The sequence below is a fragment of the Verrucomicrobiota bacterium genome (assembly GCA_016200005.1).
GTDB lineage: Bacteria > Verrucomicrobiota > Verrucomicrobiia > Limisphaerales > PALSA-1396 > PALSA-1396.
Genome location: JACQFP010000002.1, coordinates 67,888 through 87,155, shown reverse-complemented (window position 1 = coordinate 87,155; position 19,268 = coordinate 67,888). Strand labels below are relative to the sequence as shown.

Below are 19,268 nucleotides of genomic sequence, written 5' to 3'. Positions count from 1 at the left end.
GCAATGGACGCCATCGCTCGCGCCGACGACGTGGAACACCTTCACCAACATCGTCACCTCCGCCACCGGCAATTTCACCTTCGTCGATGACGGTTCACAGACCGGCGGACTGGGCGCGACCCGCTTCTACCGGTTGCTGCTTTATCCCTGAACCTCGCCAGATACTCCCGTTTGGCTGCTAAACTCATGTTCAGGTCTTCGGTAACCATGAACGTGAGTCAACGTATCAGCAGACGCCCTCGTCCACCTCCCGCCCTTCGGTAACATCTAATTTGAGTCAGCTCGCCCAGAATTGAGCTTCAGAATTGTTCGTCAGGATGCTTGCAATCCCATCCCAACCGATTCATCCTACATAGACGTTTTCACAGTGCCAGCGTGACCGCGCCTGGAAAAACAACATGAGTTCATCAACGGACACTGATATTGATCTGGAATTACACTTCCTGCCCGCCTGGGCACAGGTGTCGCCCGATTCAAATCGCTACGCCCGGCATGCCGGCGACGACGGTCGGCCCGAGCGCGGGTACGATGATCGGCCTGGCCGCCGTCCCGCCCGCCGTGAACCTGCCGGTCGCGATTCAAACCGTGGGGCGCGCGCGGACCGCGGGCGTTCCCCGCGTCGTGATGGTGGTTTTCCGCAAGGCGCCGGTCAACGTGGGTTTCGCCGTGACGAGCCGCGTGAACAACGCGAACCGGCTCCGTTGCCGGAAATCAAAGTCACTCTTCTGCCGGACGACAAGGGTGTCGAATCGCTCGCCCGGCAAATTCGGATGACGGGCCGCGCTTATCCGCTGTTCCAGATTGCGAAGATGATTTTGCAGAAGCCGGAGCGGCAACTGGTCCGGTTCTCGGTGATCAAGAAAGCGGATGGCACCGTTGCCCAATCGTTGTTTGTTTGCGCGTTGGACGACACGCTCTGGTTGTCCGAGGACGAAGCGGTGGCGCACGTGTTGAACAAACACTTCGCCACGTTTTATCAGGCCGAAAAGACCGCAACCGAACCGCCGAAGGGGACTTACACGTTCGTCGCGCAATGCGGCATGAGCGGCGTCATTCTCGGCCCGCCCAATTATCACGATTACCAGAATCAGTTGCGCAAGTTGCACGCGGAACGGTTCGCCCGGATCCCGTTCGAAGCGTTCAAGTCTCGTGTTCGCATCGTCAAAGACGAAGCCGTCGTCAAGAAATGGGTTGAAGATCAAAGTTTCCGGACGGAATACGTCTGCCTGAACGTGCCCGAACCGCTCAAGCTCCCCAGCCGCGAGGCGGTGGAAAAACATTTCCGCGAAACACATCTCGCCAACATCATCAAACCGGTGGAGAGCCACACCCTCAGCGGCACCGCCAGTCGCGCACTGCCGCTGCCGGCATTGGCGCGCCTGCTCCGCCACACCTGGGAGGAGCAACGCCGCTTCCCGCTCCAGACCGCCACCATTTTGAGCCAGCAATTCGCGGCTCATGGGCTGCAATTCTTCAAGGTCAACAGAACCGTCACGCACGTATCCGTGGCGCGACCGCATTTCCTCGACGTGGAGGCGACGCCGGTTTCCGAAGAGATCAAGCGCATCGTTGATTTCGTCAACGCCACGCCCAAATGCACGCGCCGCCGCCTCATGGAAGCGCTCGCGCCAGCCTCGGCGTCGTCAGATTCGGAATCCCGCCCTTCGGCGGAAGGTGCAACTCCAGACGTTGTTGCCGCCGCCGAGCCGACGCCGGAGATGACTGCCGTGATTACGAACCTGCACTGGCTGATTCATCAGGGTCACGTCATCGAATTTGCCAACGGCATTCTGGAGACCGCCAAGAAACCTGCGCTCAAACCGCCCAAGCCGGAACAGAAACCGGACGAAACTCCGACCGCCCCGCCTGGCCAAGTTGCTTCGGTTGAGTCATCGACGGCGCTTCAACAACAAGCTGCCGAGATCGAACCCGCGCCTGTTATTCCAGCAACGGAAGCGATTCCGGAGGCGGTGGCAGATTTAACGGCCGCACTGCCTGCCGTGGAAACCGATGCGCAAAAGGCAGCGGAGATAGTGGAAGAAAAGCAAACGCCAGTGGCCAACGAAACGGCGTAGGTCGCCACGCGCCCCTCATCATCCGTCATTCGTAATTCGAAATTTCAATATGCCCTTTACCAAATTCGGTCTTTCCCCTGCCGTCCTGGACGGTGTCAAAGCGATGGGTTACATCGAGCCGACGCCCATCCAACTCCGTGCCATTCCGCTCATCATGGCGGGACAGGATGTCATCGGCAGCGCCCAAACTGGCACCGGCAAAACCGCCGCCTTCGCCTTGCCCATCCTGACGCAGCTAGGCCAATCCAGCCAGGCGACGCGCGTTTTGATTCTGGAGCCGACGCGCGAACTCGCCGCGCAAGTGGAAACGGCGTTTCGCGATTTTGCGCGATTCACCAATCTGCGTGTGGCGGTGCTCTACGGTGGCGTCGGTTATGGCAAACAAATGGACGCCTTGCGCAACGGCGTCGATGTCATTGTCGCCACGCCGGGTCGCCTGCTGGATCATCTGGGTCGCGGCACCTGTAAACTGGACCAGGTGAAATTCCTCGTGCTCGATGAAGCCGACCGGATGCTCGACATGGGTTTTCTGCCTGACGTGCGGCGCATCGTGGAACGCTGCCCTCGCCAGCGGCACACTTCTCTCTTTTCCGCCACCATTCCGCCGCAGATTGAAACGCTCATCAAATGGGCGATGAAAAGTCCGCAGACCATCGAAATCGGCGCGCGCCGCACGCCGGCGGAAACCGTCAAACACGTCATCTATCCTGTGGCTGAAGATCAAAAGAGCGATCTGCTCCGCGCCCTGCTGAACCAGGTGAACTACAACTCGGTGCTCATTTTCTGCCGCACCAAACACCGGGCCGATCGCGTGGTCGGTTTGCTCAAGAAGAACAACCACGCCGTCGCTGTGCTCCATTCCAACCGCACTCAACGCGAGCGCGAACAGGCGTTGCGGGGATTTCGTGATGGCCGCTACGAGGTGTTGGTCGCCACCGACATTGCCGCGCGTGGACTGGACATCGCAGACGTCAGCCACGTCATCAACTACGACGTGCCGCAGCATCCGGAGGATTACATTCATCGCATTGGCCGCACGGGCCGCGCCGAAGCCACGGGCGACGCCTTTACGTTGATGGTGGCGGAGGACTCGCCGCATGTCGCCGCCATCGAGCGGTTCATCAGCCAGAAAATTCCGCGGGTGAAGCTGGACGGCTTTAACTACAAATACACCGCGCTGTTTGAAGAAGGCAAACCCGGCCAACCGCAAGGTTACGAGCGCAAAGTCAAGGCGGTGCGGCTGAGCGGCGGATATTATTTTGGGCCGGCAAAAAGACGAAGGCGGTAATGTTCTGCAACAGAACTACGGGGCTGGTGTTGGTTCATGTGGATGAAAGCTACGGAAGAAGAACCGACCTCGGCGTTTAGGCCGCTCGCCATTTTCGGCGTCTTGTGCCTGACCGCAGTTGCGGTGTGGTTTTTTCTGCTACCTTACTTTGTCCGCGATGGAAGGAGAAACCCCGTCACCTCTTGCGTTAACAATCTGCGGCAACTTGACGGAGCCATGCAACAGTGGGGCCTTGAGCATAAAAAAACGCCGGGAGACACACCGCGATGGACGGAATTAGTCGGCACTAATCTTTATGTCAGAGAGATGCCAGTTTGTCCCGAAGGCGGCAGCTATAACCTCGGGTCGTTCGGTGGAAAACCGACTTGCACCATCATTAATCACGTTTTGCCTTGAATTGGTTCTGGCGCTGTTTGCTGCAATCGATTGTGCGGCTCTCGCACCTTGGATTAAGCCACGCTCTTGACTAAGAAGAATTTCAACTACGGAATCGCCAGATGATGTGATCGAGTTCGGATATAACTGACATCGTGGGGGTTGCTCGGCACCGGATGGGGATCGGACACCAGCCCCGGCGTTGAGGCTCGCAGCACCGGTTTCTTCCATCGATGCGCCTCGGAATGGCCATCCGCAAAGGAAAGAATTCCGTCCCTCCGGCCATGCAGCGCGGCTGGAGCGGTGAAATAGCTTTGCGTATTGGCCGTGGGGATTTCAAACGGGGTGTAGCAAATGCTGAGCGGTTCCACATCCATAAACACAAACAGCTCGGCCGCGCGGCGAAATTCAGAATTGCGTTTGTAAAACGTTATCGGCGGGATGGGGGCATATTGTTGCGCGCCACCGTTCAGATAATCATTCATCGAATAGCTGCGCAATTTAGGAACGCGCCGGCCCCCCACCGTATAGACCGTGTTTTCCGCGGGACACTTGTAAACCCCCAGGTTCTTCAAGTAAGCCGCAAACCCGGCCCGCTTGGTGTCAATCAGCGCGTTGGGATCAATGAAACCCGGAGTGGGTCCATGCACCGTGCTCTCGACCCAATTCAGGCCGCTACCCGTCGGCGGTGCTCCGCGCACGTTCGATGGAAGGCGGTCGCTGTGGTCACCCTGGTACAAGGTCCAGGTGAGACTCAACTGTTTGTGATTCCTGATGCATTGGATTCGCAATGCCCGGTCTTTTGCTTTCGCCAGAACAGGCAACAGCAGCGAGGCAAGAATGGCGATGATTGCGATGACGACCAGCAGTTCAATCAGCGTGAATCCGCGCCCCCTTCTTGAGTCCATAGTTGGCATCATGCTGCCGGTTTGCCGTGGTTAGCCAAGCCAAAAAACCGAAAGGATGCAGATAATATCCGGCGCTAGTTCTGAAGGAGAAATTTTTGCAGGCCGGCGAGGTCGTCCACGCTAAACAGGTCAACCCCGGCGGTTTGCAGCTCGCGCCAGAAGGCCGGTTGATCAGGCGTGGCCCAGAATCGGACGCGACGGCCTTGTCGGTGTGCCTGGCTGACGATTTTTGTCAGCTTCTGCCTTTCATCATCCGGTAACGGGCCAGCGCCGCGCCATTTGAAGATGGAGTTCCAATTGTCGCTGACCAAAGGAATGAGGTGCTTCGACGCGTCGCCGTCGAGATCGCTCAACCGGCCATCGATGGCGGCATAGCGGAGCGTTTCCGCCGCCATGAGCTTCCGCGCGCGATTCCCAGAGATGATGGCGGTGACGGCTTTTGGTTCAGTGGCATAAGGATGGAACGCGGTGAGCATGTCGGCGTATTGTTTGAGGACGTCGCGCAACACAGTGTAAGTTTTTTCGGCGTCGGATTTCACGTCAATGAGCAGCGTAAAGTTAGGAGTTGTCGGATAAACGCGTCCGTCGTTTTTCCTCACGCGTTCACGCAGCGGTTCGAGATAGAGCGACTGTAGTGTGCGCTCCGGTTTTACTTTGTTTCGATCATGGGCCACGAGGAGCTGGCCTTCGACTAGATAAATGTCGGCCTCGACACTGCAAAAGCCGTGGTCGAGCGCATCGAACAAAGGTCGCGCGTGCTCGTAATCATTGTGAGCGTGAGCATGGATGAGCGGTGTCGGTTGCGCCAGAGCTGACGAAGGAATAAATGGAAAAAGGGCGCTGAAGGTGAGAATGAGCAGGAGCGCGCACACAAAATGTAGCCGCCGACGTGAGGAGGCGGAATGAGATGTGATCTCCTGCGCGGAGTCCACCTCGTTACCTCGGCGGCTGCGGCGTTGGAAACATTTCCGGAGAAAGACTGTGAGATTCATCTTCATGGTCTGTAAAAGTAATTCGAGGTTTCCATGATTTATTCAACTTAAAATCCACCGAGATTCTGGACCTGTTGGAAGTATCCAGTGTAAAACTTGATGACGCGATACGCAATCATCAGCGCCACGGCCAGATAAACGATCCGGGGACTCCATTGCGCCAGCGCGTGCAGTTTGCGGGTGCCTTCCTCCTGATAATAGGTCTGCAAGCGGCGCAAAGTTTCGTCGAGTTGCCCGCTGATTTCGCCGGTGTGATAGTGGTTGGCGAACAGTTCGGGAAATTGCGGGCTGGCGCTGACTTCCTCCGCGGGCGTTTGGCCAGCCAGCACGCGCGGTTTCCAGCCCAGCACCGCGCGTCGCAACGCGGGTGAACCGCTGGCCGCCGCCGCAAGTTCCCACGCTTCGATGATCGTCACCCCCGCGCTGATGAGCGCCTCCAGCGCCGCGGCCAACCGGGCCAGGGCCAATTCGCGTCGCGCCTTGCCCAGAATCGGAATCCGATTGCAAACAGTTTCCATTCCGGCGCGCCACGTCTCGCCGCGCCGCCCTTGCGAAGCGAAAACTAGAAAAAAGGCTGCGCCATAAATTGGCAACAGCACCCCCAAGGTTTGCCGCAGGTAACTCAGCCAATCGCCCGAAACGAAAAATTGGACGAAAGGAAAAATGAAAATTGCCGCGTGCAGCAGAAACGCCGGATAAGCCAGGTCGGCGATGACCTGCCGCGTCAGGCGGGCGCGATCATTGTAAAAGTTGGCGAGTAACTTGAAGACCGCATCGAGGCGGCCGCTGTGTTCACCGGCCTGCAGCAGGGCGAGGTCGAAGGAGGACATCCACTTTCCGGAACGGCTCAAGGCCTCGGTGAACGTGTGGCCTTGCGCCAGTTGATTGATAAGCCGTTGCAGCGGTTCGCGCAACGAACGGGCGGGCGGGTTGCGACGCAGATGTTCCAACGCCTGTGGCAAAGTGACACCGACCGCCGTCAACTGGCCGAGCTGATGATATAACTCCGCGCGTTGGGTAAGCTGGCCGGGCGTGATGATGAGCGGCATAACGCCCGCGTCCACGCGCCATCAAACCGCGACCTTGTCGAAACTGGCTTTGAGATCGCGTTTGCTGCGCAGGCCGACGATTTGTTCAGCCACCTGACCTCCCTGAAAAAGCAGGAGGGTGGGAATGGCGCGAATGCCGTATTCCGTGGCGAGCGATTGATGCTCGTCGATGTTGACCTTGCCGATTTTGACACGGCCCTGATATTCGTCGGCGAGTTCATCAAGGATCGGGGCCACCATCTTGCAGGGGCCGCACCATTCGGCCCAAAAATCGACGAGCACCGGCGTGTAGGATTGAAGGACTTCTTGAGCGAAGTTCTCTTTTGTCAAAGTAACTAGGTTGGGATTGGCCATAATGAAGTTGCGACGGCGGAAAAACGCTCCGCCAAATGAAAGCGGGTTGAATCTGGAATTACGACATTAAAGTGACAACAGGTAAAATAAACTTCCTGCCACTGCCAAGCTGACCACCATGGCAGCGATGGCAAGAATATTATCCACGAAACTGACGGTTGGCGCCGCAGCCATGGCAGCGGGCCGCTGGGCCGGCGCGGGCCTTTGGGCGGCTGCTGGAGCGGCAGCCCGTGGCGCAGCCGCTGGAGCGGCCGCCGTCCTGGACAATGGTGCCGCGGTCGGCGCGGCAGCCGTGGGTGCCGGCGGACCGCCCGGTGGCAGCGTCGGCAATTTGATGGTCGGCGCGGCGGAAGGTTTGGGCGGCAAATTAATGCGCACCGTTTCTTTCTTGGGTTGCACCTTGCCGGTTTCCTTCTTCGGCGGTACTGCCCCGATCGGTAAATTGGGTATGTTCTCAGCCATAAATTTAATTAAAAACTAGGTTTGAGTCGGGCACGTGTCAAACTCTTATTCTGAAAAGGATTTGCTCAGGTTGTTAGCGGTCACCCGCTTCGTAACGACCCTGAACGCGTAAACAATCCTTCCTTGTTGACGGATTGCGCTCATTGTTTTAACCGATGGCGCGCTCCATTTTATCAATTAACACCGTCGCGGCAAGTTGAGTTAACAAGGCGTCATGAAGCTTCAACTCAATCTGCTCGTCGCTTGGTTGTGGATCTTGTTCGGGTTTGGCTCCGGCAGTTATCTCGGCTTGAAATTCCATCGCGAGGATTGGCTCGGCGGCTATGCCAGTCTCAAGCGACGACTTTATCGGCTGGCGCACATCTCATTTTTCGGGCTGGCGCTGATGAACCTGATGTTTTATTTCGTCGCCCGGGAATTTTCTCCGGCCACATTTCCGGTCGTGGTCGCTTCGTGGGGATTCCTCATCGGCGCACTCTCGATGCCAGTTTGCTGCGTGGTCATGGCGCACAACGCAAAATTTCGCCCGCTGTTCGTAATTCCGGTCGGCAGCTTGATGGTCGGCGCAACTCTAACCCTGTGGGAGGTCATCAAGTTATGAAAATTGGATTCATTGCCTTGAGCGGTGTGCGCGCACACAACCAAGAACTCACTCAACTGGGACTGACGTTGCCCGGCTTCGTTGAGCGCAACAAGATCATCGCCTCGATGCCGAGTCTTGGTCTGCTCACGCTGGCGGGTTTGACGCCGGAAAAGTTCGAGGTCGAGTACCACGAAATCGCAGACCTGCACCAACAAAACGACTTACCTAACGATTTTGATCTGGTGGCGATCAGCACTTTCACTGCGCAATTAAAAGAAGCGTATATGGTGGCGGATTTGTTTGAGCGCAAAAGAATTCCGGTGGTGATGGGTGGTATTCCTGTCAGCTCACTGCCGGACGAAGTGAAGGAACATTGCACGAGTGTCGTGGTCGGGGAAGGCGAACCACTGTGGCCGCTAGTGTTGTCGGATTTCGAGCGCGGCGGATTGAAACCATTTTACGTCCAATCGCCGCCCGGTGGTTTTGATCTGCGCGACGCGCCGATGCCGCGATTCGATTTGCTCGACCCGGACAAATACAATCGGATCACGGTCCAGACGAGCCGCGGCTGTCCGCACAAATGCGAGTTCTGCGCCAGTTCGATTCTCCTGACGCCGCGTTACAAGCTGAAACCAGTCGAAAAAGTCATCGCCGAAATTCACGAGATCAAAAAAATCTGGTCGCGCCCGTTTATCGAGTTCGCCGACGACAACAGTTTCGTGAACCCTGCTCACTACAAACAACTGCTGCGCGCGCTGGCGAAAGAAAAACTCCACTGGTTCACCGAGGCCGACATCAATGTGGCGAAGAACGACGAATTGCTCGGTCTCATGCGCGACTCCGGATGCCAGCAAGTTCTCATCGGCCTGGAAAGTCCACGCAGCGCCAGCCTCAACGGCGTCGAGTTGAAATCAAACTGGAAAGTTCGCCAGCAGGATCGCTACAGGGAAGCCATCGAAAAGATTCAATCCTACGGCATCACCGTGAACGGCTGTTTCATCCTCGGCCTCGACGGCGATACACCGGACGTTTTTGAAGATGTGCTGAACTTCGTGCGTGATTCCGGCCTTTACGAAGTGCAGATCACTTTCCTGACGGCGTTTCCAGGTACGCCGCTTTACGCGCGGCTCAAGCGCGAAGGCCGGATCATCCGCGACCAAGCGTGGGAACTTTGCACGTTGTTTGACATCAATATTACCCCAAAGAACATGACCGTTGATGAACTACAAAAAGGCTTCCTGCGACTGGCAAAACAAATATATTCCGCGGAGGAAACTTATGAACGCCGCCGGAAATTCAGGACGATGCTTAAGACTTCTCCGCGTTTTGGCCGACGCGGCGCACGCGATGAAGAGCGCCTACTAGCCGCTTGAATCAGACGAAATCCTTTGCGACTTCCAGGTTGGCGACGGTGACAAACAATCTATGAGACAACCAACGCTTGTTCGGCAAAGAATTCCGTGGCTGATCGGGTCGCGGTTCTGCGTCGCCGTCCTCCTGCTGGGTGGATTAAGCACTGGTTGTTCCATCAAGCGCATGGCCGTCAATGCGGCGGGCAATGCGCTGGCCGGCGGCGGCACAACCTTCAGTTCCGACGACGATCCGCAACTGGTCAAAGCCGCTGTGCCATTCAGTTTGAAATTGATGGAGAGTTTGCTGGCTCAGAGTCCGCAACACAAAGGATTGCTGTTCGCGACCTCCAGCGGCTTCACACAGTATGCTTATGCGTTTGTCCAGCAGGAGGCCGACGAGACGGAGGACAAAGACCTGGCGGCGGCCTCCGAAATGCGGACCCGTGCCCGGAAACTTTATTTGCGCGCTCGCAATTACGGTTTGCGCGGACTGGAAGTGAACCATCACGGTTTCGAGAAAGCCTTGCGCGCAAATCCTGTGGAGGCGGTAAAAGAAGCCAGACGCGCTGATGTCCCATTGCTTTACTGGACGGCGGTTTCGTGGGCGGCGGCAATTTCTCTTTCCAAAGACAATCCTGAACTCATCGCCGATTTGCCAATCGTCGAGGCGTTAATCGACCGGGCGCTTGAACTGAATGAAGGTTTCGACTACGGCTCGATTCATTCCTTCCTGATCACCTACGAGATGAGTCGCCAGGGCCTGGAAGGCAAACCGGAAGACCAGGCGCGTAAACATTTCGAGCGGGCGGTGGAATTGTCCGGCGCTCAACTGGCCGGGCCGTTTGTTTCGCTGGCGGAATCGGTGTCTGTGCAAAAGCAAAACATCGTGGAGTTTAAAGACCTGCTCCATCGCGCGCTGACGATCAACCCCGACGCACGACCGGAATGGCGATTGGTGAACCTGGTCATGCAACGGCGGGCAAAGTGGTTATTGGGACGCGTCGATCAACTTTTTTTAGTGACAGATCCAACGGACAGGAAGGAAGGTAAATAGTCTTATGCACTTTATGAATCATCGAGTTTGGTTAAGCTGTTGGCTGGCCTTCAGCCTAGGTGTCGCCGGCACAAACCTTGGGGCCGCTGACAAGGTCGTGAACCTTCGTTTGGGCACCCTCGCGCCTAACGGCACGTCGTATCACAAAAGCCTCCAGGCGATGGGTGAAAAGTGGAAGGAGGCCTCCGGGGGCGTCGTGAAGTTGACGATTTTTCCCGGCGGCACCCAGGGCGGTGAGGCCGATATGGTTGGCTTGATGCAGACGGGCAATCTCGATGCGGGTTTGCTCACCGCGGTCGGACTTTCAGAAATCGAGCCGGCCGTCAGCGCGTTGCAGAGCATGCCCATGTCGTTCCGCAATCTGGATGAAGTGGATTACGTGGGCGAGAAGCTGCGTCCGCTGCTGGAAAAGCGTCTTTCGGACAAAGGCTACATCGTATTGTTCTGGACCGACTCCGGCTGGGTGCGTTTCTTCACCAAGCGGCTGGTCCTGCACCCGGATGATCTCCGCAAGCACAAGATTTTTTCCTGGGCCGGCAATGCGCACGAATACGATCTTTGGAAGTCCACGGGCTTCCATCCAGTGTCGTTGGAAACGGCCGGCATCGCCCAAGGGTTGTTGTCTGGCACCATTGACGCGCTCGCGATGCCGCCCTTTTTTGCGCTGTCGGGCCATCTGGACGGCCAGACCAGACACATGCTGGAGTTGAACTGGGCGCCGCTGGTCGGCGCACTGGTCGTGCGAAAAAAATCCTGGGACCAGGTGCCGGCCGACGCTCGTGAAGCGATGCTCAAGATCGCCCTCGACATCGGCAAGCAGGTCAAGGCCGATGGCCGTGCGGAGAGCGAATCTTCCGTGGCGGCGATGGCCAAGCGCGGGTTGATTGTTCAAACCGTGACGCCGGAGGTGGAAGAGGAATGGCGCACGGTCGTCGAGAAAGTGCAGAACGAAATCCGCGGCAAGATCGTGCCCGCGGACATGTTCGATGAAGCGCAAAGGTTGTTGAAGGAGTATCGCGCTGCCGGCGGAGGAAAGCCGAAATGAACGACGAGGCGGTCGGCGGTCATGGGCTGTTGCGTGGACCTGACCCGACCTGGCCGCGTTGGCGACGGCTCTTCTATCACGGCGAAAACTCCTTGCTCGTCGTGGCGCTCACGGCGATGATGTTGCTGCCCGTGATCGAAATCCTTCTGCGCTCGGTTTTCACAACCGGCATCTCCGGTTCGAGCGCAATCGTTCAACACCTCACGTTGATCGTGGGAATGCTTGGCGGAGCCATTGCCGCGCGAGACGGCCGATTGCTGGCGCTGTCTCCGGCGCAAACGCTGCTCGAAGGCCGCGTCAAAACGGCGGCGCGAATCTTCAGCAGCGCCTTTGCCGCGGTGATCTGTTCGTTCCTCTGCAAGGCCAGTCTGCAGTACGTCCTGGACCTGAAGCCGCTGGGGAAAATCCTCGTTTACGGAATTCCGGTCTGGGTCATCCAACTGATTCTCCCGCTCGGTTTCGGATTGATCGCTCTGCGCCTGCTGTGGCATGCCTCGGATAAATGGAGTGGGCGCGGCTTCGCGCTGATGCTGGCAGCGGCGGTGGCGGCAGCAGCGATCTGGTTTCCCGTGACACCGGAAAGGCTGATGATTCCGGCGCTGGTTGCTTTGGTTTTTGCGACGCTGCTGGGCGCGCCAGTGTTCACCGCGTTGGGCGGCGCGGCGCTGATTTTGTTCTGGGGACATGACCTGCCCATAGAATCGGTTCCCCTGAAACATTACAGCCTCACGACAAATGACATGCTGCCCAGCATCCCCATCTTCACCTTGGCCGGATATTTTCTCGCCGAGAGTGGCGCTTCGAAAAGATTGGTGCGGGTCTTTCAGGCGATGGTCGGACAATTTCGCGGCGGCCCGGCGATCGTGACCGCGTTGGTGTGCGCGTTTTTCACTTCGTTCACCGGCGCATCGGGAGTGACAATCCTCGCGTTGGGCGGAGTACTCATGCCGGTGCTCCTCGCCGCAAAATACTCCGAGCGTTCGGCATTGGGTTTGTTGACGGGAGCCGGCTCGCTGGGGATGTTGTTTCCGCCGTGCCTGCCACTGATTCTTTACGCGATCGTCGCCAATCACAGCGCGCACGCGAACCTCACGATCAAGGAAATGTTCCTCGGCGGCATCGGCCCGGGAATCTTGCTGGTGATATTGACGGCATGGTGGGGCGTTCGCAAGGGACCGAAGGAGCGTTCTGCGCGGACGACGTTCAATTGGGCCGAGGCGGGCGCCGCGTTATGGGACGCCAAATGGGAGATGCTGATTCCGGTGGTGGCCATCGTTTCGCTTTTCACGGTGCCGACGACGGTGGAAGCCGCCGCTGTGACGGCAACTTACGCGCTGCTGGTCGCCACGTTGATTCATCGCGACCTGCGTCCGGTCAAAGACCTTCCGCGAGTGATTACTGAGTGTGGATTGCTCGTGGGCGGCGTGTTGCTGATTCTGGGTGTCGCGCTGGGGTTCACTCACTACCTCGTGGATGCGCAAATTCCCGACAAAATGGTCGAGTGGTCCACGACCACGATCACGTCGAAATGGCTTTTCCTGCTCGGTCTGAACGTGGTGCTGCTGTTCGTGGGCGGGCTGGTTGAAATCTACGCCGCCATCGTGGTCGTCGTGCCGCTGCTCGTGCCGGTGGGCGTCGCGTTTGGCATCGACCCCGTGCATCTCGGTATTATTTTTCTGGCGAACATGGAACTGGGTTTCCTGGCGCCGCCGGTCGGATTGAATTTATTGCTCTCCTCGTACCGTTTCAACAAGCCGATGGTCGAGGTGACACGTGCGGTGTTGCCGATGTTGGCCGTTTTGTTCATCGGCGTTCTGTTGATCACTTACGTTCCGCCGCTGACAACGTTTCTGCCTGGCTTGTTCAGACGATAACTATCGACTTGTTCAACCGAAGGTTTAGAATAATTACAATCAATGGCAACCCGCAGCAATTCACTGGTCTCACGTTGGTGGAAGGGAATTCGCTCCCTGCCCAGTGGCGATAAACGGCCCGCCTATGAGTCCCGTCTTGCGACGGGTCCGGAGGATGTTCGCGCTGCTCAAACACTCCGCTTCACGGTGTTCAATCTGGAGTTGAACGAAGGTTTGGCGCATTCGTTCTCGACCGGTTTGGACGCCGATCCGTTCGACGAAGTTTGCGATCACCTCGTGGTCGAGGAGATGCAGACCCATCAGGTGGTCGGCACTTATCGGCTGCAAACCGGTGCCACGGCGGCGGCGAAGCGCGGGTATTACAGCGAGCAGGAATTTGATTTTGCACCGTATGAACCGTTGCGCGGACAGTTGTTGGAGCTGGGCCGCGCTTGCGTGCACAAGGATCATCGCAACCTCGCCGTGCTGAATTTGCTTTGGAAAGGAGTCGCGGCCTACGCGCGGGAGCGGGCGGCGCGCTACCTGATTGGTTGCAGTTCGCTCACCTCGCAGGACCCGCTCGAAGGCGCTTCGATGTATGCCGAGTTACAGCGGAAACACCTGGTAAAACTGGAGTGGCGGACCGTTCCGCTGCCGGCACTGGCCTGTCCGCTGGATCGATTGGCGACGCAACCGTCCAAAGTGCCGAAATTGCTGGCCGCGTATCTTTCCTTCGGCGCAAAAATTTGTGGTCCGCCCGCCATCGACCGCGAATTCAAGACCATCGACTTCCTGACCTTCATTGATTTGCACTCGCTGTCGGCCCGGACGGTGGAGCGGTATTTGAGTTGATGAAGAATGTAAGTCCGGCCGGCGCAAGGGAGCGTGTGGTTTCTGCTCAAACAGCGGTCGCCTCTTGGGCAATGGAAGCCGGGCGAGGCCGGGCGAACGCGACCCTGGGTGATTGGCCGGAAGACGACTCCGCCCCGACAAACGCCTTAAGAACTTTTCGCAAAGAGGCGCCGGCCGGTGGTTGCGGGACGCGAACTTTGACGAGGTCGTTTGAGAACGGCGTCAATTCCTGTTGCAAATTCCAGCCGGCGGACTGATGCTGGCGGCCGATACAGCGCATCAAACAAAAGGTCAATTATGGCTCACATCGTTACCAGTAAATGTGTCGATTGCAAATTCACCGACTGTGTGGAGGTCTGTCCTGTGGCCTGCTTCTACGAAATCGAAAACCAACTGGTGATTCACCCCGATGAATGTATCGATTGCACGGCCTGTGTGGCGGAGTGTCCGGTGGAAGCCATCTATGCCGAAGCCGACCTCCCTGCTGAATTTCAGGACAACGTGGAATGGAACAGGACAGAAAGCGTACGGTTAAAAGAATCGGGACAGAGCGCCATCGTTGCCAAAAAAGACCCCCTGCCCACCGCGGAAAAAAGGAAGGCGGAACTGGGCTATTGAGGCGCGGGCCGTAATGCGCCTCAAACGGTTGATTTCCTTACCACGGCTCCGGCATCCGTCACAGCCGTCCTGACCATCCCTGCTGCGTCCGACTCGGGCGATGATCGTTTAAACCAGCTTCCGGAAGTCTGGCAACAATCATGCTTTGCAATGCACCATGGTGCTGCAAAGCATAAAATCAAAAGTAGCAAGCGGGTTTACGCAGTTGTCCGGATTGGTGCTGGTGGGCGGGACTTTCCTGGTCGTGATCGGCTGTCCTTACTCGGTGGAGATTCGCGAGGCCGGTTTCTGGTTTGGCGGTACGCTGGTGGCGGCACTGACCGTGTACGCCGCCTATCAATTCATCACCTGTTTCAAAACGGTGCTCAGGCAGGTTCGGTCGCAGATTTATTGGCTGGCCAACCTTCCCGGAGACGTTCTTCGCGCCATCAATTCCTTCAGGCTGCAACTTTCGTCTCACGCCACCGGCAACGGCCCCAATCTGCGTTTGCCGCCGGACATTTTTTTCGCCAGGGAGATGGTGGAATAGTTGGGGGACCCTCGCCGGTGACTTCCGAAGCAGCAGCGATTCCGCGTCTGCTCCGGAAGTTTGCTTTGGCCTGATCAAACCCGCGGATGGAACGGCAGGTGAGTTAACGAATGAACCATCCGCTCAGCGCTTCGGGTGCGCGATTACCTCATCGTTTTGAAATGCCCGACCATATTCCTCGCGGAATTTGTTCTGGGCCGCGGCACTCGTCAGGCAAAGGGACCAATCCAGCGCCGGCCGAGGATTCAGTTTCCGAGGGGCCGGTGGTCGGGCCTGAAATTGGTCGGCCAGTTCCTTGAATTTTTTTCCCCAGGCTTTGAGTTTGCCGTCGCACGTCAACAGGCCGGTGAGCTGGCTGGTGTCCGTCGCTTCCGGTTGATCGTAGAATCCCCAATTCAACCAGCCGGTGGCCAAGCCTGCCGTGATCTCGACCACGCGCTGGCACCACCGCGCTTGTTGCTCCTCACTGGCCGCCGGATGCGTTCCGCCATCGAAAGTCGGTTTGCCACCGCCATACCAGCCGAATTCGGCGACGACCACCGGTTTGCCCGGACGCGCCACCTCCCGCACCACACTTTCCAGATAAGCCAGGTTGCGCACCTCCTCTTCGTCGCTGCGATATTCCAACGCGCCGTGTTCCAGCGGATAGAAATGGATCTCAAGAAAATCCAGCAGCCGGGCCTGTCGCTCCGGACGAAAACCGGAATAATGTTGCACGCCGGGCAACAGTGAGGGCACCGACCATTGAATCAAACCCACCGTGACCAGCGCCTGCGGATCGACGGACTTGACGGCGGCAACCTGTCGGCGTGTCCATGCGTCGGCGACCTCCTCGCGAAACAATTGATAATCCAGCAACTCCCGGCTGCCCGACGCGTCCTTCGGCTCAGGCGCCGGCACGCTGCCGAGTTGAATCGCTCGGTTGGTCGCGTTCCACGCCTCCGCAAGTTTGTCCGCCGACCCGTATCTCTGCTCCAACCAGCGATTCCATTTCTCCTTCATCACCGCGTTGTCCCAGGCCACTTCCGGCTCGTTGCGCAGGTCATAGGCAAAAATCACGTGCCGTCCACGGTAGCGCGCGGCAAAAAGTTTCCAGAACGATTCCAGCGCGCTGAGGACCTTTTCGTCCGCAATGCGATCGCCTCGCGCCCATCCCGGCACCTCCTCCCAATGATCCGGGCCGGTCGGATGCACGTAAATCCCCTCGGACTCGGCCAGCGCAAGAAATTGGTCGAACTTCGCCAGGCCCTCCGGCTTCAATTTGTCCGGCTCCATGTAAAACGATCCGTAGCTGAGGAACACCCGCACACAATTCACGCCGAGTTCCTTCATGCGCGCGAAGTCGCGCCGCGTTGCTTCCGCGTCGAACTTCCTCCAAACCTGCGGCGCCCAGCCCGTGCCCGGCCGGTAGTAATTCACGCCAAAGGGAACGAAGGGCTGGCCACGCTCGGTGACGAACGTCCGCCCACCCTGCGCCACCCGGACCTTGGCCAGGTTCGTGACCAGGGAGCTTGCCTTCTGCGCGTGAAGCAGTGTCAGGCTGATCAACAACGCTCCGCCAACGCCCAACAGTCGGAGACATCGAAGCACTTCGGCTGGCCGCACGCTAATCACGCAACCATTCCTCCCGGTGTTGGGCGACAAACGCGTCATCGTTCAAGTGCGGATAGGCGCGGTAAACCCGGTCGATCTCCTCGCGCTGTCCGGAGCTGAGCGTCTCCATTGGATCAAGACACCAAACGCCTTCGAGCAAAGCCTGCCGGCACAGCACCGCGTGAATTCCCGGAATGCAACCGGCGTAATTGTTCGCCGCGTCAAAGAATGCGGCGTTTGCGTCGGTGACCTCAACGCCGCGACGCAGTAACTCGACGGGAATCGCCTCGCCCGTTTGAGCCGCGCGACGACACTCAGCGTGAAGTTCAACAGCCTTCTTTGTCCACACGGCCCAATGACCCAACAATCCGCCGACAATGCGCCGCTCGACTGTCTTGCCGCCAACTTGAAAACGAAACGGCGTCAACAAGTCCATCACGATGCTGTCGTCATTCCCGGTGTAGAGCGCGATGTCGTCCCGCCCGCTCTCGGCGACGGCCCGCACGACATCGAGCGTCTGATAGCGATTGAACGGCGCTATCTTGATGGCGACCACATTCCCAATCTCCGCAAAGCGCCGCCAGAATGAATAAGGCAGGACTCGACCGCCAACCGCAGGCTGCAAATAAAATCCAAACAGCGGAATGATTTCAGCCACCGCGCGACAATGCGCAAGCAATTCATCCTCACTGGCGGACTTAAGCGCACCGAGACTCAGCAACCCCGCATGAAAACCGAGTTCGCGAATCAACTCGGCCTCAGCAACCGCCTGTTTCGTCCGTCCGCAGATCCCGGCGACTCCAATTTTCGTGGCAGCCGAATTCTCCAAGCCTTGTCCTTTTTCGGATTTCGAATTTCGGATTTCGGATTTGCTCTTGCGAGCCGGCTGACTTCGACTGCCTCGGAGCTCCGCCGCGGCCAATTGGAGCACGGGGCGAAACAGTCCCACCTTCGGATCGCGAATGGCAAATTGTGTCGTATGCACACCGACTGCAAGTCCACCCACACCAGCGGCAAGATAGTAACGGAACAGCGCGCGTTCACGGCGTTCGTCCAGCTTGCGCCTCGCGTTCAGCGCCAGCGGGCAGGCCGGGATGACCGGTCCTTCGCCGAGCTTCGCCCGCACCTGGTCAATAGTTTCCATCGCGAACCTCGAAATGAGTGGGTCTGCCGAGATTGCGTCCGCCTTGCTTTAACCAATGCGCAATCCAGCGCAGCATCGTCTCAAGTTGCACAGAAGGTCGGCCCAGTTGCGCGCAGAGCCGGGTAGGATTTCCAATCAAGGACGTCGGCGCTTCCTTGCCGACAAGCTGCGGCGGTCGCCCAAACAATTCGCCAAACCGCGCGGCAACCGCGCGCACGGAGAAAATTTCAGGTCGGCATAAGTTCCATACGCTCGGCGGGGAGGAGGTCAGCGACAACGCGCGGAGGACCAGGTCGTTTGCGTCACGCTGCCAGATGCAATTAAAATAGCCGTTGGCTAGCTCGATAGGCTGACCGGTGGAAACCTTTCGGCCAATGTCAACCAGCACGCCGTAACGCAATTCAACTGCATAGAAAAGCCGAAGCAGCGCAACCGGCGTGTCTTGAGCGCACGAATAGAATTCGAAGATGCGTTCCCGTCCGACAGTCGCGTTCGCATATTCGCCCAGCGGCGTCAGCGGGTCCGTTTCCACCGAGCCACCGCGGCTGACCTCGGTGAGCGGATAAACATTTCCCGTCGATAACGCCACGAGGCGTGCGCGCGGGTAACGCTCCATCACCCGCGCCGGTACGATGGTGTTCATCGCCCAGGTTGCCGCGGGATTCTGTCCCGTTCCAAATTTCAACCCGACCATGTAAATCAAGTTCTCCGCTTCCGGCAGTTGCTTGACTGCACGCTCGGCCAGCAGATCGCAGCTCAGTGTTCTGACGCCCTGACTTTCGAGCCACTGCCGCGCGCGAGTGTCGCTGAACCGGCTCACGGCGATGACGTCCAGCGGATGGTTTGCGGCGGTGGCGGCCCGCTTTGCCAGCACTGCGAGGGTTGGTCCCATTTTGCCGCCGGCGCCGAGAACGACCAGCGGACTGGAGACCGTCTTGATAAAATCCAGCAGCGTAGCGCTTGGACGGGTGAGAAGCTCATCGAGCTGCTCCTCGGTTTCGATTTGCTCAGGCAAGTCCAGCGGGTTGAAAGAGTTCATGCGTGTCGCCGTATCCTCTGAGGTAACGAGGTGGAGTGCAGATCCGAAAGAGCGTGTTGCCCGAATGAAAAAGGAGCGCGGACAGCCTTGTCCGCGCGAAGAT

Annotated in this window: 20 protein-coding genes; 12 read left to right on the top strand and 8 right to left on the bottom strand. The window is 58.1% G+C overall.

What is annotated here, in order from left to right:
* From HY298_00590 to HY298_00575, 4 genes are all read left to right on the top strand, one after another.
* Positions 1-151 (top strand): hypothetical protein (locus tag HY298_00590; protein ID MBI3848777.1); only part of this gene is annotated, 151 nt, incomplete at its 5' end.
* Positions 152-398: 247 nt separating this feature from the next.
* Entirely contained in the window at positions 399-2,075 is a 1,677-nt protein-coding gene (locus HY298_00585; GenBank protein MBI3848776.1) for a hypothetical protein, read from the top strand.
* Between the two features lie 49 nt (positions 2,076-2,124).
* Complete coding sequence (locus HY298_00580) at positions 2,125-3,363, top strand: DEAD/DEAH box helicase (protein MBI3848775.1); 1,239 nt, start codon at positions 2,125-2,127, stop codon at positions 3,361-3,363.
* 42 nt (positions 3,364-3,405) lie between these two features.
* Positions 3,406-3,759, top strand: coding sequence for a hypothetical protein (locus HY298_00575; protein MBI3848774.1), 354 nt, complete (start codon positions 3,406-3,408; stop codon positions 3,757-3,759).
* 86 nt (positions 3,760-3,845) lie between these two features.
* Here the strand turns inward: HY298_00575 and HY298_00570 are convergent, their stop codons facing one another.
* The 5 genes from HY298_00570 to HY298_00550 form a co-directional block, all read right to left on the bottom strand.
* Complete coding sequence (locus tag HY298_00570; GenBank protein ID MBI3848773.1) at positions 3,846-4,646, bottom strand: type II secretion system protein; 801 nt, start codon at positions 4,644-4,646, stop codon at positions 3,846-3,848.
* Positions 4,647-4,720: 74 nt separating this feature from the next.
* Entirely contained in the window at positions 4,721-5,470 is a 750-nt protein-coding gene (locus tag HY298_00565; GenBank protein ID MBI3848772.1) for a hypothetical protein, read from the bottom strand.
* Positions 5,471-5,685: 215 nt separating this feature from the next.
* Complete coding sequence (locus HY298_00560; GenBank protein ID MBI3848771.1) at positions 5,686-6,687, bottom strand: type II secretion system F family protein; 1,002 nt, start codon at positions 6,685-6,687, stop codon at positions 5,686-5,688.
* A 21-nt stretch (positions 6,688-6,708) separates the two neighbouring features.
* A complete protein-coding gene (trxA, locus tag HY298_00555) occupies positions 6,709-7,041 on the bottom strand; it encodes a thioredoxin (protein ID MBI3848770.1) in 333 nt (110 codons plus the stop codon).
* A gap of 66 nt (positions 7,042-7,107) precedes the next feature.
* Positions 7,108-7,503 (bottom strand): hypothetical protein, encoded by a 396-nt coding sequence (locus HY298_00550; protein MBI3848769.1) that lies wholly within the window; start codon positions 7,501-7,503, stop codon positions 7,108-7,110.
* A 214-nt stretch (positions 7,504-7,717) separates the two neighbouring features.
* On the opposite strand from HY298_00550, the gene HY298_00545 reads away from it, so the two are divergent.
* From HY298_00545 to HY298_00510, 8 genes are all read left to right on the top strand, one after another.
* Positions 7,718-8,104, top strand: coding sequence for a hypothetical protein (locus HY298_00545; GenBank protein ID MBI3848768.1), 387 nt, complete (start codon positions 7,718-7,720; stop codon positions 8,102-8,104).
* The gene (locus HY298_00540) at positions 8,101-9,459 is read left to right on the top strand and encodes a B12-binding domain-containing radical SAM protein (GenBank protein MBI3848767.1); all 1,359 of its coding nucleotides are present in this window, start codon (positions 8,101-8,103) and stop codon (positions 9,457-9,459) included. The genes HY298_00545 and HY298_00540 overlap by 4 nt, the downstream gene beginning before the upstream one ends.
* Positions 9,460-9,511: 52 nt before the next feature.
* Positions 9,512-10,492: a hypothetical protein gene (locus HY298_00535; GenBank protein ID MBI3848766.1), complete on the top strand. Its 981-nt coding sequence runs from the start codon at positions 9,512-9,514 to the stop codon at positions 10,490-10,492.
* A 13-nt stretch (positions 10,493-10,505) separates the two neighbouring features.
* Positions 10,506-11,537 carry a TRAP transporter substrate-binding protein DctP gene (gene dctP, locus HY298_00530; protein ID MBI3848765.1) on the top strand — a complete coding sequence of 344 codons (1,032 nt, stop codon included), beginning with the start codon at positions 10,506-10,508 and terminating at the stop codon, positions 11,535-11,537.
* Positions 11,534-13,411, top strand: coding sequence for a TRAP transporter large permease subunit (locus tag HY298_00525; GenBank protein ID MBI3848764.1), 1,878 nt, complete (start codon positions 11,534-11,536; stop codon positions 13,409-13,411). Before dctP ends, HY298_00525 begins: the two co-directional genes overlap by 4 nt.
* 42 nt (positions 13,412-13,453) lie before the next feature.
* Positions 13,454-14,242: a GNAT family N-acetyltransferase gene (locus tag HY298_00520; GenBank protein ID MBI3848763.1), complete on the top strand. Its 789-nt coding sequence runs from the start codon at positions 13,454-13,456 to the stop codon at positions 14,240-14,242.
* A gap of 297 nt (positions 14,243-14,539) precedes the next feature.
* Positions 14,540-14,860 carry a ferredoxin family protein gene (locus HY298_00515; protein MBI3848762.1) on the top strand — a complete coding sequence of 107 codons (321 nt, stop codon included), beginning with the start codon at positions 14,540-14,542 and terminating at the stop codon, positions 14,858-14,860.
* Positions 14,861-15,005: 145 nt separating this feature from the next.
* Complete coding sequence (locus HY298_00510) at positions 15,006-15,389, top strand: hypothetical protein (protein ID MBI3848761.1); 384 nt, start codon at positions 15,006-15,008, stop codon at positions 15,387-15,389.
* Positions 15,390-15,512: 123 nt separating this feature from the next.
* Here HY298_00510 and HY298_00505 read toward each other — a convergent pair whose 3' ends face one another.
* The 3 genes from HY298_00505 to HY298_00495 are packed head-to-tail and all read right to left on the bottom strand — an operon-like array spanning position 15,513 to position 19,165.
* A complete protein-coding gene (locus HY298_00505; protein ID MBI3848760.1) occupies positions 15,513-16,979 on the bottom strand; it encodes a cellulase family glycosylhydrolase in 1,467 nt (488 codons plus the stop codon).
* A 16-nt stretch (positions 16,980-16,995) separates the two neighbouring features.
* The gene (locus HY298_00500; GenBank protein MBI3848759.1) at positions 16,996-18,126 is read right to left on the bottom strand and encodes a dihydrodipicolinate synthase family protein; all 1,131 of its coding nucleotides are present in this window, start codon (positions 18,124-18,126) and stop codon (positions 16,996-16,998) included.
* A complete protein-coding gene (locus HY298_00495; protein ID MBI3848758.1) occupies positions 18,113-19,165 on the bottom strand; it encodes an NAD-dependent epimerase/dehydratase family protein in 1,053 nt (350 codons plus the stop codon). The genes HY298_00500 and HY298_00495 overlap by 14 nt, the downstream gene beginning before the upstream one ends.
* Positions 19,166-19,268: the final 103 nt, after the last annotated feature.

Excerpts from the sequence above, each read along its gene's own strand:
- HY298_00560 (MBI3848771.1), bottom strand. The coding sequence starts at position 6,687 with ATGCCGCTCATCATCACGCCCGGCCAGCTTACCCAACGCGCGGAGTTA.
- trxA (MBI3848770.1), bottom strand. The coding sequence starts at position 7,041 with ATGGCCAATCCCAACCTAGTTACTTTGACAAAAGAGAACTTCGCTCAA.
- HY298_00535 (MBI3848766.1), top strand. The coding sequence starts at position 9,512 with ATGAGACAACCAACGCTTGTTCGGCAAAGAATTCCGTGGCTGATCGGG.
- HY298_00540 (MBI3848767.1), top strand. The coding sequence starts at position 8,101 with ATGAAAATTGGATTCATTGCCTTGAGCGGTGTGCGCGCACACAACCAA.
- HY298_00570 (MBI3848773.1), bottom strand. The coding sequence starts at position 4,646 with ATGGACTCAAGAAGGGGGCGCGGATTCACGCTGATTGAACTGCTGGTC.
- HY298_00585 (MBI3848776.1), top strand. The coding sequence starts at position 399 with ATGAGTTCATCAACGGACACTGATATTGATCTGGAATTACACTTCCTG.
- HY298_00520 (MBI3848763.1), top strand. The coding sequence starts at position 13,454 with ATGGCAACCCGCAGCAATTCACTGGTCTCACGTTGGTGGAAGGGAATT.
- HY298_00525 (MBI3848764.1), top strand. The coding sequence starts at position 11,534 with ATGAACGACGAGGCGGTCGGCGGTCATGGGCTGTTGCGTGGACCTGAC.
- HY298_00495 (MBI3848758.1), bottom strand. The coding sequence starts at position 19,165 with ATGAACTCTTTCAACCCGCTGGACTTGCCTGAGCAAATCGAAACCGAG.
- HY298_00580 (MBI3848775.1), top strand. The coding sequence starts at position 2,125 with ATGCCCTTTACCAAATTCGGTCTTTCCCCTGCCGTCCTGGACGGTGTC.
- dctP (MBI3848765.1), top strand. The coding sequence starts at position 10,506 with ATGAATCATCGAGTTTGGTTAAGCTGTTGGCTGGCCTTCAGCCTAGGT.
- HY298_00500 (MBI3848759.1), bottom strand. The coding sequence starts at position 18,126 with ATGGAAACTATTGACCAGGTGCGGGCGAAGCTCGGCGAAGGACCGGTC.
- HY298_00550 (MBI3848769.1), bottom strand. The coding sequence starts at position 7,503 with ATGGCTGAGAACATACCCAATTTACCGATCGGGGCAGTACCGCCGAAG.
- HY298_00515 (MBI3848762.1), top strand. The coding sequence starts at position 14,540 with ATGGCTCACATCGTTACCAGTAAATGTGTCGATTGCAAATTCACCGAC.
- HY298_00575 (MBI3848774.1), top strand. The coding sequence starts at position 3,406 with ATGAAAGCTACGGAAGAAGAACCGACCTCGGCGTTTAGGCCGCTCGCC.
- HY298_00545 (MBI3848768.1), top strand. The coding sequence starts at position 7,718 with ATGAAGCTTCAACTCAATCTGCTCGTCGCTTGGTTGTGGATCTTGTTC.